Genomic DNA, 15638 nt, shown 5'->3' with positions numbered 1-15638 from the left:
GGATATTTGTTTAATTGTATTGCTACAATCATCGTTGATGGTACTTGTCTTCCGTCTATGATTGTGACATACATCTGCAATCGGTTTCAATGGGTTTTTAGAATTCTTCTATGGAAAAATGACCGTTTGTGACTAACCATGACGCACAGCACGGTTATTCCCTAATCTTCATCGGCCTTTACTTCTTCTGGGACAATCACCTTCATATACTGAGGAAGAACTTGAATCTGGATGGGTAGCGACGGCCCTTCCTCTCCATCTACATTGGTTCCAATTGGCTCATCAGATGTCACACGTACTTCTTTTGCAGTAAAATACTCCACATCTTTATGGTCTTTCAAGCTACCGAACAGCAAGGATGTGCCCAAAGTCAGTGTGTTAAACATACTCATGTTCCGGATCACAAAACAATGAATAACCCCATCATCGACCACCGCATCTGGAGACAGCTTCTCGAATCCACCAACGGAATTGGTTAGTGCAGCGAGGAATAAGGGAGAGTCGCCCTCCCAGATCTGACCGTCATGTTCAATGGTGAGCCGTTTCGCAGGGGTATTTACCAAGTCCCTCAGACCTTCCTTCAGGTAGGCAAATGAACCCAGCTTTGATTTTTCTTCTGAGGAAACAGAGGACAACGCTTCGGCTAGTGAACCTGCTGCTACAACATTGGCAAATAGTCGTCCATTCATATTCCCGACATCCACCGCACGCACTTGATTCGAACTCAGCCCGCGAATAGCTTCTTCCGGATCAAGGGGGATATGAAGTGCTCGTGCAAAATCATTGACCGTACCAAGGGGTACGACGCCAAGCGTAGGACGGTGATCCTGCTCCATCATGCCGTTAATCGTCTCATGCAGCGTTCCATCCCCTCCAATTGAAATAACGAGATCACATCTGTTTTTACATGCATCTAGACAGAAGTTGGTCGCATCTCCTTCTTGAGCCGTTTCGTTGATGACAACCTCATACTGCTGTGATGCCAAAATTCTTTTGACTTGGGATACATACTGCTGAGCCTGTTCTTTACCGGACGATGGATTACTGATAATCATGGCTTGACGCATACTCGCACCTTCTCCTCCAAATAGCGTATTTACCTATCTATACCCCTTCTTAACGTGCATTGAATTACAATAGAAGAAGGCATTTAAATTTTTTGGCGCAAAGATGCTCAGAAGTGTGCAGTGTAAGGTTTATTAATATAAAATAGAACTAGAGTTATTGGCTTATCCTAAATAAGGTGTTCCTTTTATCATATGATGGGTTAATAACTAGGGATGTGTGCATCCTGATCTCTCTATATCATGACGATAAGGCTTGAACTACATAGAAGTTATGCAAACGAATGGCGCATCATCAATTCATAGAATCGGAGGGAACCGTTGTAATGAGAAGAGTGACTCTACTAGTACTACTATTTATCCTAAGTATTGGCTCATCCGGGCAAGCTTTGGCGTATTCAACCGGCGAATCAGGTGACAGACTCATTGAAGATCCTGCACTGGAAGATGGCTTGAAACTTATTTTGAATAAACCGCTGGATGCTCCCCTAACCGTATCTGATCTGCAGCAACTCACCGTCGTAGATCTGAGCAATGCAGGCATTCAAAGTCTAGCAGGGCTTGAACAGGCGTCTAACCTGACGCATCTGCGACTATACGGTAACGAGATTGAAACGCTAACACCGCTAACGCATCTGACCCAGCTTCGAGAGATTGATGTACGGAACAATTACATTACATCTATTGATGCACTTGCAGATCTGAAGGATCTCGGAAGGCTCTTGATTAGCAATAATTCAATTTCTTCTATTGATGTTATTGATGAATTCACCCGGCTACATACATTCTTTGCTAGCGGTAACCAGCTTACAGATATTACACCGCTGACGGATCTGTCTGATCTAACTTGGCTTGAGCTGGCTAACAATAAGATTGCAGACATCTCTCCACTTGCACATTCCACCAAGCTGCAGCAGTTGAACGTAGCGAACAATCGAATTCAGCATCTGGACGATCTCGCTGATCTGCCTGACACCCTCCGTAAACTCAATGTGGCGGGAAATGAAATTTTAGACCTAACGCCCATTGAACATATGACAGGAATACGGACGCTCGATATTAGCGGCAACCAGATTCAGCATTTACATGCCATTGCAGACATGCACCATCTAACCGAGCTGAACGCTGAATCGAATCAAATATATGACCTACAACCGCTAGCGTCATTGACCCAGCTCAAGGCGCTTCAACTAGCCAATAATCGGGTGTGGGATCTAAGCCCAATCGCGGGGCTCTCTTTTACTCGGACAGATACGACGAACACCATCACGGATATCAACGCTTCGGTATCCTTTGCTACGAATGTGCAGACCTCGGTTACCGAGAGTGAATCTGGGGGGCTGACGGTACAGAATAACTATTTGGATGTAACCAGCGGCAGTAACACGATGCGCTTGTTGAACCAGATGAATGTACGGGAGCAGAAACGAACCCCTCAAGGCAGTTTTCAACGCTTAGTTGAAGGTTCTACGACAGCTTATGTGGGGGATCAGGCATACGCCCTGGATGCAGCACCTTTCATTGATGAAGGTCGGACTTACGTTCCTTTACGCTTTATCTCAGAGCAGTTAAATGCCCATGTGGACTGGAATGCCGCTGCGCATGAGGTTACCATTACACAGAATGATCAGACCATTCATTGGAACGCTGATAACAAGCAGGTGCGAGTGAATGATCAACTGATGATGAATGATGCACCTCTGTTAATGCGAAACGGAAAAGCCTTCGTCCCTGTGCGATTTATCTCTGAGCAACTGGATACAACTGTCGGCTACATTGCCAGCAGCAAAACGATCCTGATCTTCGAGAATAAGCAACCATTGGTCAGAGAACAGTCCCAGCCTTAAAAAAAGTAAACGCTCAGAGCCATCTTCTATAATAATAAATTGTATAATGCCTCTAAAAGCATCAATCAGGACTAGATATAAATCAAAACGCTTCTTTTTTTATATGCGGTTAAAGATATTTAAATTTTATCAGTAACACAATTGAATTCAATGAAATTAGATAAGAGCACTGATCCCAACAAATGTAGAGAAACAGTGCTCTTTATTATGGTTATAGTTATCGTTTTTGATCTTTAACAGAAACTACTCCACGATACAAACGATATATTCACCGCGTCCAGTCCCAGGCTTAATAATACCTAACTCCTTAAGTTTGTTAATATTTTTGGCTATACTTGAGGGAGAAGCTTCTAGAATATCGTCAAACAATTTTCTATGAAGCACCTCTCCATCATCCATCCTACTGATTAATTCAAACATTGTTTTTGCATGTCCTTTACCTAACAATTCACGAATGTGTTTTATTTTATCATAACGCTGCAATTCTTTAAGAACCTTGGTAAGTGACGCATTGACACACTCCAGATAAAAAACAATGAACGGTTTTAGGTTACCTTGAGTAGCAGCCATTAGCGTGTCGTAGTAATCTTCAATTCGTTTATCGAAATATTCCTCTACACTAAATGCATCCTTTATTGTAGCAAGATCACTGTGTATTAAACCAACCAGAGTAGAAAATGCACGAGCAGTTCTCCCGTTACCATCAGGGAATGGATGGATATAACCTATTACATGATGAGTAATTCCAGAAATAATCAAGGGATGAATCTTCTTATTAAAATCAGCACATGTAGTCTCATATGGATTTTCATACCCAGTTACACTCGTGTAAAGCCAGGAAAAGAATGCCCTCATTAGAGGCGGAATCTCATTAAAAGCTGGAGGTTGATAACTGACATGTCCATCACCATCTTGCAGAGCCACAGGGATACTTCTATAGCCTTCTGGATAACCAGTCAGGTCGTCCATTAAAGTAGACTGGATTTTTTTCAATACAGGTTCATCCATATCCGAGAAATCTTTGTTTGGATCTAAGCTATAAATATACTCATACGTATCAAAGACGTTTTTAACTTCAATTTGCGCTTTCTGTTTAACAGTCAGGGATTTTTTTTTGTAACTCTGATAAAGTTGTAATACTTCTCTGAACTCCAATTTATTCTGTTCAATTTTAGTAGTGAAATGTGCTGTTCGTACAAGTGAGTTACGTAAAATTGTAGGCGTTAGAGGATGACTTTTCAGGCCAAGCCTTGCTAAAGCACCTATATTTCTCTCTGCCTCTAAAATCAGTTGTTGAATATCATAATCGTAGGGATTTATATTCGGGTTAAAGATTAATTTTCCTTCCGAGGTATTGAAATGCTCATATGCAAATATATAGGTCATTTATTACACCGCCTTTTACACTTAAAAACACAGTAAAATCAATAAAACATCCTACTTTTTATTATACCCAATTACACTTATTATGTACACATCTTTACAAGATTAAACTGACCCATTTATTCTTTGTCAAGTTGCTGCATAGACCGAACTAGACGATTAAAACATGGAGAGGATATATTCGCCTGAAAGATTTTTGAGTAACTGAAGGTTATTCTGCCTTCAAAGTGGTTAGCGTAGATTACAGTTCAATCTCTATAACTTAATATTAAAAGTTCAAATGCTGTTCTTTTTATAAATATGATGCAAATAAAAAAGCTCATTTGGATAGATTATTCAAAAAAATGAATACCGCCAATCGTCTGTCTATACTCGCTTGGACTCATGCCTGTCCAACGTCTGAATTGCCGGCTGAAATGAGCAAGTGAAGAATACCCCATCATCGTGGCGATCCGAGTCAGGCTTAGGTCGGGCTGATGAATGAGTTGTTTGGCTTCATGAAGCTTCAGGTCGGACAAGTACTTACGCGGAGAGATACCATACACTTTCTGAAATGTCTCCAATGCATACCCTGTACTGATCTGAAGTGAGGATGCAATTTCCTCGATTCGAATGGCCTTGTCTCCTAATCCACCATCTCGAATGTGATCCACATTAAACTGGCTCTTAATCGCCTCAGCAATCAGCTTCGCATAGTGAGCTACTGTCGGAGAGACAGCCTCCTTGGCACGTGAAGAGCTATGTTCTGCTAAAACTGCCAGAATCTCCAGCAAACCTGCCTGCATACGAAACAGATCGGGTGTCGTATATTCTTCATTGCGGTTAAGTAGCCCTACCCACTTTAGCATAATATCCTTGATGCGCTGATTATCTTCACTGCCATTCGGAAATAACCATTGCACATGCTGACTCATCTCTTGCCGAAACAACACCTCGTCCACATTAAAATGAGCGATAAAGTAGGTTAAACCTTGTTCCTGATTACATTCATTCGTATGCCTACAGCCTGGTGGAATAAGCAGAATATCCCCTTGATGTAGTTCGTAGTGAATATTCTCCATACTCGTCGTCTGTATCCCTTCCAGAATAAGAATCAACTCAAAGGCCAGATGAGATTCTGTCGGTACACGCCAGCCTTGCTTCACCTGCTGCATATGCGCACCAAATAGCTTCACATTCCAATCGGTAGCGGGTAGCCAGCGACTCTCTCGAGATAAATAGGAACGATATTGTTCTGGGATAATCATGGATTTCACCACCTTGGATTAGGGCAAATTTTACGCGGATCAGTGTATCTTCATTTCATAGAAGACTTGTTATACTGACTGTACTGTACACCATAACCGAGGTTTAGGCGAGGAGGAACATTAGATGTCACTAACCATACAAGGGTACTCTACGACACCTGATACTGCATGGAAAGAAATCTCTTTTATACCATCAAAAGAAAGCGCTAACTTAACACTGAGTGGTGCTGAGCACCAGCTTGTTGAAGGATTCGGTGGATGTTTCAATGAGCTGGGCTATATGGCCCTATCCCACTTGAATGATGAGCAGCGGCGTGGAGTATTTCATTCCCTCTTTCACCCTGAAGGTGAACATAAATTCAACATCTGCCGACTCCCGATTGGGGCAAGTGATTATGCAGAGCAATGGTATAGCCACAACGAGGTCGATGGGGACGTGGCGATGGAGCATTTTTCAATTGAACGCGACTTCAAATATCTCATTCCGTACATTAAGGAAGCTCTCACGTATAATCCGAACTTACAACTCTTCGCCTCCCCTTGGAGTCCACCAACCTGGATGAAGACACCCAAAGCGTATAACTATGGCACACTACGCTGGGAGAAGGAAATTCTGGAAGCCTATGCGCTGTATTTTGTGAAATTCGTACAGGCTTACCACGAGGCGGGTATTACGATTCACCAGGTTCATGTTCAGAACGAAGTCATTGCTGATCAGAAATTCCCTTCCTGCATGTGGACAGGCGAACAGCTCCGTGAATTTATCGCCGATTATCTTGGCCCTGCTTTTAACAAACACGGCTTGGATACGGAAATTTGGTTAGGAACGATCAACGCACCCGATCCATGGGAAGAATTGATGAAGAAAAAAACGAATGATTTTGATGAATATGCGGGGCTTGTTCTCAGCGACCCTAAAGCGTACGCCTATATTAAGGGTGTCGGCTACCAATGGGCAGGTAAAAATGCGATTCAACGTACCGTGGCAAGCTATCCCGAGCTTCGTTATATGCAGACCGAAAATGAATGTGGTGACGGGACCAACTCCTGGAACTATGCCAAATATGTATTCAATCTATACCAGCATTATTTCAGTAACGGGGTGAACGCCTACATCTACTGGAATATGGTGCTTGAACCAAAAGGCCGCAGCACTTGGGGGTGGGAGCAGAACTCCATGATTACGGTTAATCCGGAGCTGAAGGAACTCACTCGCAATCCGGAGTACTATGTAATGAAGCATTTTGCTCATCAAGTGGCGCCAGGTGCCCGGAGACTAGGACTTTCAGGAGCTTGGGCTGGTAAAGCAGTCGCTTTCCGCAATGAGGATGGTCTTCTAGTGATTGTCATCAACAATCCCTTCAAGGATAAGCGCGAGCTTCATCTTGCCTATGAAGAACAGACACTAACATGTGAGCTGGAAGCTGACTCCTTCAATAGCATTGTGATTGGGTAACCATTAATCGAGTAATCGATGACCGTTGACATACTGAGCGCTGAAGAAAATTATAAACAGATAAGATATACCGATAAATGAATGGGAGCCTTCATCTTGTGACATCAAGATAAGGCTCCTTCTTCTTCATTGTTAGCCTCTAAATATGATTTAAACCCATCCTAAACGACACCTTAAGGATTGTTCGCCAGGTAATTTCTCAACCACTGCAAGGCCGGACGTTCCGTACCATTGCTATTCACCAAGTGAGATCCATTCACCCACGTCTGTCCTTGATTATATCCCCACAGCGTAATGCCCTTCACACCGGAATGCTTCCAGAGAATCGGAAATTTCTGCTGATAGCGTTGCAATTGCGTGTTGTCATCACCGGTCATATCCAGCTCAGACACATAGATCGGCAACCCTGTTGCCGCTAGCTTGTTCAGAACGGTTGTCATGGTGCTAGTCGATACTGTATCCATATTGAAATAATGTCCTTGAATACCGATGCCATCGATCAGTCCTCTATTTTTCAGAAGATTGATAATCTGGATATATTGATCTGCTTTGTTCGGATCATTGATGATGCCATATTCGTTGATGAGCAGCTTATAATTAGGGAAGGCTTGTCTAGCCTGCTCGAACGACCAGATCACCCAATCCCACCCGGTAGCTCCATCCCCGCCAATCGCGTTGCGGTACGAAGGCTTCGCATGTAACGGTTCATTGACCACGTCCACAAAAGCAGCTTTGGAATAACGTTGACCGGCCGCCTTGATCCATTGGAGCACTTCCGCTTTTTGATCGGTAGCCGAGAGACCACTTACCCAACCAGGCTCCTGACTTCCCCAGACAAGCGTATGGAATTTGAATGGGAAGCCATTATTATTCGCATAGTTATAAGCCATATCTGCCTGAGACCAGTTCATTGAATTCCGGGTTCCCTCTACAGCACCCCATTTGGTGGAGTTTTCCGGTGTCACCTGATTCCAGTAAGGGCTGAAATTGGAGGGAATGCTGCTTGCGATAATGTTTCCAAGAAACTTACTTCCTTTTGCCAGACCAGCACTCACACTACCGACCGCTACGGACGTAGCCAACACACTTACTAATGCGAGCGTGCCCACTGTCTTGAACCACTTGGATTTAAACATGTATTCCTCCTTGGTTATTTTGTTAAGCGCTTACAAAATCATCTTACTGGATAAATTTGGTTTACAATACCTACAAACTATACTATTTGCTTTGAAAAGTATATCGTTTGCCCTTATCGGTGATCAGGCTCACCCTATCCTAATCGAACATAATTGTTACATACGGGTTTACATTCCCTTCATGTTTATCTAGTATAAAATGACACATATCTTTACATACACTAGATAACAAGGGAGATTACAACATGCGCAAATTTTCAACGAAAGGTTTCGCCGGATGGTCTTTATCATTCCTCTTATGTACCTCCATTTTGTTCGCTCCATTCACTTCAGCCCCGGCTGAAGCAGCCGAATCAGCAAAAGAAACCAAAATTACGTTGCTCGGCACATCCGATATTCATGGGCGTTTTATGCCATGGGACTACGCTCTCGACGGCCCAAACCCAACAGGAAGTATGACACAGCTCTATACCATCGTTAAAAAAGTACGTGCAGAGAATCCCAATACCATTCTGTTAGATGCAGGGGATATGATTCAGGATAACTCTGCTGAGCTATTCAATGATCAACCACAATCTCCCATGATGGTCGCAATGAACGAGATGAAATATGACGCATGGGTTATGGGTAACCATGAGTTTAACTTTGGTCTGGATGTGTTGGAGAAGATTTCTTCCCAATTCAACGGACAACCTCTCGTAGGTAACATTTTCAAAGAAAACGGCGACCGCTACATGCCTGCTTATACGATTATTGAGAAGGATGGCATTAAAGTGGGCGTCATTGGAATGAACACACCGATGATTACCGAGTTTGAGAAAGGCACCGATCACCTGGATGGCATTATTGTTAAAGACCCTGTCGAAGAGACCAAAAAAGCCATTGCTGAGCTTAAAGGCAAAGTAGATGTCATGGTTGGACTTATGCATATGGGTCTCGACAATGAGAATGGCAATCCGGGAACCGGGGTAACCGATATCGCGAATGCGAACCCCGAGCTGGCAGCTATTTTTGCCGGACACATGCATACTTTAATTGAATCACAAACGGTAAACGGCGTACTGATCTCCGAACCGAACAAATATGGATCACATATCTCACGAATCGACCTGACCTTTGAGAAAGACGGCGACAACGTTGTTTTGAAAAGCAAAGAGGCTCAGGCACTCGCTGTAAAAGCAGCAGATGGTACCTATGAGGTATCTGATGCAGGACTTGAAGAGACACTGCACCCGTTCCACGAGTTCGCTCGTGCAGATGCTAACATCGAAGTTGCTGAATTAAAAGGAACCGACCTGGTACCTGCCGATGAGATCAAAGGCATTCCTGCTGTGCAGATTCAGGAGACCCCTTTATCCGACTTCTTCACCGAAGTCATGATTCATTACAGCGATGCCGATGTGGTTGCACACCAGATTGATAACGACAAAGCCAAGCTAGATATTGGCCCGATCAAGAAAAAAGACATCGCCTTCAACTATCAATACACCTTCGGTGAAGTCACTGTATATGAAGTAACGGGACGTGACCTGAAGGATTACATGGAGTGGTCTGTAGGGTACTTTAACTCGACACGCCCAGGAGATGTAACGATTAGCTTTGATCCGAAGCGCCGTGCTTCCAAGTACAGTACGAATGATTTCTTCGGCGGCGTAACCTATGAGATTGATCTCACCAAGCCATACGGTAGCCGAATTACGAACCTCGAGTACAGCAATGGTGAAGCAGTTAAAGAACAGGATACACTCAAGCTCGGCATGAATGCCTATCGAATGGAAGCGTTAATTGCGAAAGGCGGCGCACTGGAAGGACGTACGTTCAAGCAACTCTGGTCCTCCAAGGATGCTTCGGCATTCGGCGAGATTCAAGGTACCATTCGTAACCTGTCTATTGCCTACCTGCAAGATGTCATGAACGGTGTTTATGAACCGAAGATTCAGCACAACTGGACCATCACTGGCGTTGACCTCACTGCACCAGCGCGTGCAGATATTGTAGAGCTTATCAATGAGGGCGTAATGTCTGTGCCTAACACAGAAGATGGCAAGTACACCAACATTGCCTCCATTAACATTCTGGATGCTGTGACGCAAGAAGAGATTGATGCCCTCTCTGCCAAAGCAAACGTAGATTCAGCACAATTCTCGGGCATAACAACCAAAGGTGAGTTCTATCAGAAGTTGAACGCAGCTCGCAAAGCGGCAGCTGAAAACGATGAGGGTACAACTGCACCTGAACCGGAGAAGCCTGTCACACCAACGAAACCGAAACCAACACCAGAACCAGCTAAACCAGGCAAACCTGCTACAACACCAGGATCAGCGAAGCCAGATACGGTAAAAGACAACGAGGTTAAACAAGCCAAAGTAACCGCAGCTTACCTGAATGTTCGCGCTGGCGCTTCATCCCAAGCCAAGATTGTCACGGCTGTACCTAAAGGAACCATTCTTGAAGTAATTAGCACAGAGAAATATGGCTGGTTGAAAGTGAAACTAGATGGACGTGTCGTTTATGTATACGGCAAGTATGTAAGTATGTTGAAGTAATCGTAAGTTCGTGGTGACACTTGCCTAATGTGTCACTACAGATATAGTTTTGTACATTATAGGAGATCCTCTGCCTGAGCAGGGGGTCTTCTTTCGTTTAATTTTTAACGATTACATCTGAATTACATCAAATATTCCGTTAACGCTCCAACATATCGAGTATAATAAGAAGGTATACGCAAATAGTACGGTGTAATGCTAATATGTAGTATTCAAAACTAATGCAAAAGAGGTTAATAATGAGCAAGCAATCATTTAGTGAGTTTCAGCTTGGAGAAGAAATTGTACGAGCACTGGACAGCCTAGGCTACGAGACCGCAACAGAGGTACAATCCAAAGTTATTCCAGTCGCTCTAGAGAATAAAGATCTGGTTGTTAAATCCCAGACAGGTAGCGGTAAAACGGCTGCATACGGCATTCCGCTCTGTGAACAGATAGATTGGAACGAGAATAAACCGCAAGCGTTGATTCTAACCCCCACCCGCGAGCTGGCATTGCAGGTTACCGAAGACATCACCAACATTGGCCGTTTCAAACGTATTAAGGCAACAGCACTATATGGACAATCGCCTTTTCATATCCAAAAGGCCGAGTTAAAACAAAGAACTCATGTCGCTGTCGGCACACCCGGACGGGTATTGGATCATATCGAACGCGGAACGCTGCCACTGGATCGAATCGCCTATCTGGTCATTGATGAAGCCGATGAGATGCTGAATATGGGCTTCATTGAGACGGTGGGGGCTATTATTCAGGCGTTGCCTCAGGAGCGTGTAACAATGCTCTTCTCCGCAACCTTCCCAGAAGATGTAGCCAATCTATCCCGTAAATACATGAACAATCCGGTGGAGATTGAGATCAAGGCAAGCGGACTAACCACAGCCACGATTGAACATGCGGTTATTCATACTTCTGAAGTGAACAAAACTGCGCTGCTGCAAGACTTGTTCATCGTGGAAAATCCGGATAGCTGTATCGTATTCTGCCGCACGCAGGAGAATGTAGATAAGCTGTTCCGAGTGATGGCTGACCTCGACTATCCGGCAGATCGCATCCATGGCGGCATGGAGCAGGATGAGCGAATTGAGGTCATGAATGCCTTCCGACGTGGACAATTCCGTTATTTAGTTGCGACGGATGTAGCTGCTCGGGGTATCGACATTACCAATATCACACATGTAATCAACTACGATATTCCGCTCGAAAAGGAAAGCTATGTTCACCGCACAGGCCGTACTGGGCGTGCAGGTCAGACGGGTAAAGCCTTTACCTTCATCACGCCGAAGGATGGCAGACGCCTTGCTGAGATTGAATCCTATATTGGATTCGAGATTCCTGTGATTAAGGCTCCTTCTGAAGATGCTGTGGATCGCCGCAGAGAAGAATTCGAGAAGCGGCTTAAGATTGTACCTGAGCGCAAAAAAGACAAGCGCGAACAATTGAATCAGCAGATTATGAAGCTGAACTTCAATGGTGGGAAGAAGAAAAAACTCCGTGCTGTCGACTTCGTTGGAACCATCGCCAAGCTTGAAGGCGTTACTGCTGACGACATCGGAATCATTACGATTCTGGATAATGTGACGGATGTGGAGATTCTGAATGGCAAAGGATCACTCGTACTGGAGCTTATGCAAAATACAACGATTAAAAAGATGCAACTCAAGGTTCGTAAGGGCAAGAAGTAAATTTATTCACCGTCTAGAATAGATACAAAATCATATAGGGATAGCGAGCTTGATATCAAGCCTGCTATCCCTATTGTCATGTAATGGTGGTACAGTGTTGCTTTATATAGCTGGTGATGCAGTATGATATGTACCCGTCTCCGTTAAATCGAGTTTAGTACGCATTATTGTAATACAATGCCGCTATCTCTGCCATTGGACATCATCTTCAGTCCATACCCGCTCTTCCTGCTCGTTCTAGATAAAATGTCGCTTTGTTCATTATTGGATGTATTGTTCACTTGTCATGGAGTGTAGCCCAACTAGAATATAATTGAAAGCGCTATATCGATCTTCATACTATCGGGAGGTGTATGTAATGGGTAAAAGGCAAGCTGTCTGGTGTCTAGTCTTAGCGCTCACGTTCACTCTGTTTGGTCTTCATCCAGAACGAACAAGCGCAGCAAGTGTCACGATAACCAACGGAACCGACTGGCTGGATACGGCGGGCAACCCCATCCATGCCAACAGCGGCAACATTCTGCAGGTAGGCTCGACGTATTATCTGTATGGTGAACATGCCGTAGGCGGCAGATTCGACAGTGTTAACGTCTACACCTCCACGGATCTGAAGAATTGGACATTCAGCAATGCGATCCTGACGAAGGATTCTGCAACGGAGCTGGCATCTAGCAAAATCGAGCGTCCCAAAGTCATCTATAATGCCGCCACCTCCCAATATGTACTATGGGCACATTATGAGAACGGTACGGATTACAACCTTGGGCGTGTAGCGGTAGCAACAAGCAATACACCCAATGGCAAATTTTCGTATGAAGGCAGTTTCCGTCCACTCGATTATGAATCCCGTGACATGACCGTATTCGTGGATACGGATGGCACAGGTTATCTGGTTACCGCTTCCCGCAAGAATGGCGGGGCTAATGATACGATGGCTATTTTCAAAATGAATGCAAGTTACACCGGAATTCAATCCTTCGAGGGATGGCTATTCGAGAATGCCTATCGCGAAGCACCTGCCGTTGTGAAGAAAGGAAACCGTTATTACCTCTTCACCTCCCAAGCCGCGGGCTGGTATCCGAATCAAGGAGCTTACGCGACAGCGACGTCTATGACAGGGCCATGGACCGCGCTCACACCATATGGCAATCCATCGGCCTTCGGCTCGCAGATCCATGATATCGCCACAATCACAGGCAGCAGTACAACATCGTATATCTACATGGCAGATCGCTGGAATCCAATGAACCTCGGAGAACACAAGCATATCTGGCTGCCGCTCACCTTGAATGATTCGAACGGAACGGCATCGCTGGAGTGGTACACCACGTGGAACATTGATGCAGCTACAGGCACAGTAACCCCACCCGCTCTCGTCAATCACGCACAAGGAAAAACAGCTACTGCCATTTCGACAGCCTCCGGTTCATCTGCATCCAACGTGAATGACGGCAACTACCAGACTTCATGGGTGGCTTCATCCAATAGTTGGCCTGCATGGTGGCAGGTGGACTTCGGCGCTCCGAAGACCATCACCGAGATCGACACATCTTGGTTTATGTATAAAGGCTCTGAAGGGTATTACAAATATAAAATCGAGATCAGCAACGATGGTGTTAATTACGCCTCAATAGATCGCACCAACAATCTGACCTATGGCTTCACAACCGATGCGGTGCATTTCACTGCTCGTTATGTACGAATCAATATGGTGAATGCCGTCTTGTGGAACAATCCTGGCAACTGGTATACGCCAACCTTACACGAGGTCAAAATGTTGGGACCTGCTACCCCTGATGCCACCGGATATAGCCGCTTCAGTTCACACAACTATCCAGATCGATATATCCGTCATGCGAATTATGCAGCTCGTGTGGATGCCAACGTCTCACCGATACTGGATTCCCAGTTCCGTGTTGTACCTGGTCTTGCCAGCTCCACAGGAATCTCGCTGGAGTCCATCAACTTCCCTGGCTACTTCTTGAAGCGGAATGCCAGCAACAAAATTGTGCTTGAAGCTTATACCAATAACGCTGATTATAAGGGCGATGCAACGTTTCTGAGCAGCCCCGGCTGGGCGGACAGTAGCAAAGTGTCACTGCAATCCTACAGTCAGCCCGGCTATTATATCCGGCACTATGATTATGTACTGCAACTCGATGCCATCAATGCATCCAGCAGTTCCACTGTGAAGAGTGATGCCACGTTTACCCGTACTAACTTCTAGCCGTTTAGTGGTACAAATAGTATTTAGAGATACATCCGTAGCATATGAAGGTCATTCCTTACACATGAGGATACAAGAGTAACCCTCTAGACATTGCAAAAAAAGGTTTCTGATCAGGCACACCCGCCTGAAAAGGAGCCTTTCTTCTCTTCGTTTCACCCGCTATGAGATGACATTCTTCAACTCGTTCTCATACCGAGAATGCTGGTGTAATCATGGCATAATCGCCAGCCAGGCTGGCTAAAGGCTGCCAGCTATCTAGCGCTATTTTATAACTACCGGCATATGCCTCCGCATTAACACGTACATGCTCAACTTTTCCAAGAATCACATGATCTGTACCAACCGGGATGATTCGATCCAGCGTAAGCTCAAAGGCAATAGGAGACTCCTTCACCGAAGGCACACGCACACATATCCCCGGCAGAGGTGTAACTGCTGCAAGTTCGAACTCATTAACCTCTGATGGTACATGAGCCGACGAACGCTGCATGGACGCTGCAAGCGCGGCAGGAACGACATTAATAACGTACTCCCCTGTCTCTCGAATGTTGACCAGCGTGTCCTTGATCGTGCCTTGCCTCTCATCTACTCCAGGCCCAATCGATAAGAGCAGTGTTGGTGGATTGCGCGAAGCAATGGTAAAAAAACTGAACGGCGCGAGGTTAAGCACCCCCTCCACACTTCTTGTAGACACCCACGCAATCGGTCGGGGCACCACCGAACCAATCATTAATTTATACATTTCATCAACCGTGATATCATCTGCTGCAAACTCATGTGGATGATCCTTTCCCAATTACACTCACCCTTCCCTCTCCCTCAGCAGATCCTTCGGTTTACAAAGACTGAGGGGACAAATATAGTTGGTATAAGCATATACACTTGTCTACTATAAAAAAAGTACGCACTTTAAAGTACGTACCTCTATCAAACCATAGAATCATCTTAGATAAATCTAGATGATTCTAACTTCAATTAAAATCTATTTTGGAGCATAGCGAACTCTAACTTGCGTTTCTGTGCGTATCTCTCAATAAAAAGGTG

The 15638-nt window shown here is 44.7% G+C and carries 10 protein-coding genes; 5 read left to right on the top strand and 5 right to left on the bottom strand.

The genetic code is table 11. The features are described from left to right. Positions 1–161: 161 nt before the first annotated feature. On the bottom strand, positions 162–1067 hold the full coding sequence (locus tag MH215_RS14225) for a diacylglycerol/lipid kinase family protein (protein ID WP_239290999.1): 906 nt from the start codon (positions 1065–1067) through the stop codon (positions 162–164). 323 nt (positions 1068–1390) lie between these two features. Between MH215_RS14225 and MH215_RS14220 the strand changes: the two genes are divergently transcribed. Continuing rightward, entirely contained in the window at positions 1391–2911 is a 1521-nt protein-coding gene (locus MH215_RS14220) for a leucine-rich repeat domain-containing protein (RefSeq protein WP_239290998.1), read from the top strand. A gap of 243 nt (positions 2912–3154) precedes the next feature. Here the strand turns inward: MH215_RS14220 and MH215_RS14215 are convergent, their stop codons facing one another. Together MH215_RS14215 and MH215_RS14210 are read right to left on the bottom strand one after the other, a co-directional pair. Further along, positions 3155–4297, bottom strand: coding sequence for a Fic family protein (locus MH215_RS14215; RefSeq protein ID WP_239290997.1), 1143 nt, complete (start codon positions 4295–4297; stop codon positions 3155–3157). A 329-nt stretch (positions 4298–4626) separates the two neighbouring features. Then, the gene (locus MH215_RS14210; protein ID WP_239290996.1) at positions 4627–5541 is read right to left on the bottom strand and encodes an AraC family transcriptional regulator; all 915 of its coding nucleotides are present in this window, start codon (positions 5539–5541) and stop codon (positions 4627–4629) included. Positions 5542–5665: 124 nt separating this feature from the next. Between MH215_RS14210 and MH215_RS14205 the strand changes: the two genes are divergently transcribed. After that, complete coding sequence (locus tag MH215_RS14205; protein ID WP_239290995.1) at positions 5666–6997, top strand: glycoside hydrolase family 30 protein; 1332 nt, start codon at positions 5666–5668, stop codon at positions 6995–6997. A 173-nt stretch (positions 6998–7170) separates the two neighbouring features. Here MH215_RS14205 and MH215_RS14200 read toward each other — a convergent pair whose 3' ends face one another. After that, positions 7171–8133 carry an endo-1,4-beta-xylanase gene (locus MH215_RS14200; protein WP_239290994.1) on the bottom strand — a complete coding sequence of 321 codons (963 nt, stop codon included), beginning with the start codon at positions 8131–8133 and terminating at the stop codon, positions 7171–7173. Positions 8134–8378: 245 nt separating this feature from the next. Here MH215_RS14200 and MH215_RS14195 point away from each other — a divergent pair, with 245 nt between their 5' ends. From MH215_RS14195 to MH215_RS14185, 3 genes are all read left to right on the top strand, one after another. Next, positions 8379–10679, top strand: coding sequence for a 5'-nucleotidase C-terminal domain-containing protein (locus MH215_RS14195; protein WP_239290993.1), 2301 nt, complete (start codon positions 8379–8381; stop codon positions 10677–10679). Between the two features lie 239 nt (positions 10680–10918). Beyond that, positions 10919–12364, top strand: coding sequence for a DEAD/DEAH box helicase (locus MH215_RS14190; RefSeq protein ID WP_239290992.1), 1446 nt, complete (start codon positions 10919–10921; stop codon positions 12362–12364). Positions 12365–12722: 358 nt separating this feature from the next. Then, positions 12723–14591 carry an AbfB domain-containing protein gene (locus MH215_RS14185; RefSeq protein ID WP_239290991.1) on the top strand — a complete coding sequence of 623 codons (1869 nt, stop codon included), beginning with the start codon at positions 12723–12725 and terminating at the stop codon, positions 14589–14591. Positions 14592–14781: 190 nt separating this feature from the next. Here MH215_RS14185 and MH215_RS14180 read toward each other — a convergent pair whose 3' ends face one another. Next, the gene (locus tag MH215_RS14180) at positions 14782–15390 is read right to left on the bottom strand and encodes a flavin reductase family protein (protein WP_239290990.1); all 609 of its coding nucleotides are present in this window, start codon (positions 15388–15390) and stop codon (positions 14782–14784) included. Positions 15391–15638: the final 248 nt, after the last annotated feature.

It is taken from the genome of Paenibacillus sp. ACRSA (assembly GCF_022346845.1).
Classification (GTDB): domain Bacteria; phylum Bacillota; class Bacilli; order Paenibacillales; family Paenibacillaceae; genus Paenibacillus.
The sequence above is the reverse complement of the archived record's forward strand: the minus strand, read 5'-3'. Positions and strand labels throughout refer to the sequence as shown.

What these genes read in the sequence shown, in the direction of transcription:
- MH215_RS14225 (WP_239290999.1), bottom strand. Translation starts at nt 1,067, where the DNA reads ATGCGTCAAGCCATGATTATCAGTAATCCATCGTCCGGTAAAGAACAG.
- MH215_RS14220 (WP_239290998.1), top strand. Translation starts at nt 1,391, where the DNA reads ATGAGAAGAGTGACTCTACTAGTACTACTATTTATCCTAAGTATTGGC.
- MH215_RS14215 (WP_239290997.1), bottom strand. Translation starts at nt 4,297, where the DNA reads ATGACCTATATATTTGCATATGAGCATTTCAATACCTCGGAAGGAAAA.
- MH215_RS14210 (WP_239290996.1), bottom strand. Translation starts at nt 5,541, where the DNA reads ATGATTATCCCAGAACAATATCGTTCCTATTTATCTCGAGAGAGTCGC.
- MH215_RS14205 (WP_239290995.1), top strand. Translation starts at nt 5,666, where the DNA reads ATGTCACTAACCATACAAGGGTACTCTACGACACCTGATACTGCATGG.
- MH215_RS14200 (WP_239290994.1), bottom strand. Translation starts at nt 8,133, where the DNA reads ATGTTTAAATCCAAGTGGTTCAAGACAGTGGGCACGCTCGCATTAGTA.
- MH215_RS14195 (WP_239290993.1), top strand. Translation starts at nt 8,379, where the DNA reads ATGCGCAAATTTTCAACGAAAGGTTTCGCCGGATGGTCTTTATCATTC.
- MH215_RS14190 (WP_239290992.1), top strand. Translation starts at nt 10,919, where the DNA reads ATGAGCAAGCAATCATTTAGTGAGTTTCAGCTTGGAGAAGAAATTGTA.
- MH215_RS14185 (WP_239290991.1), top strand. Translation starts at nt 12,723, where the DNA reads ATGGGTAAAAGGCAAGCTGTCTGGTGTCTAGTCTTAGCGCTCACGTTC.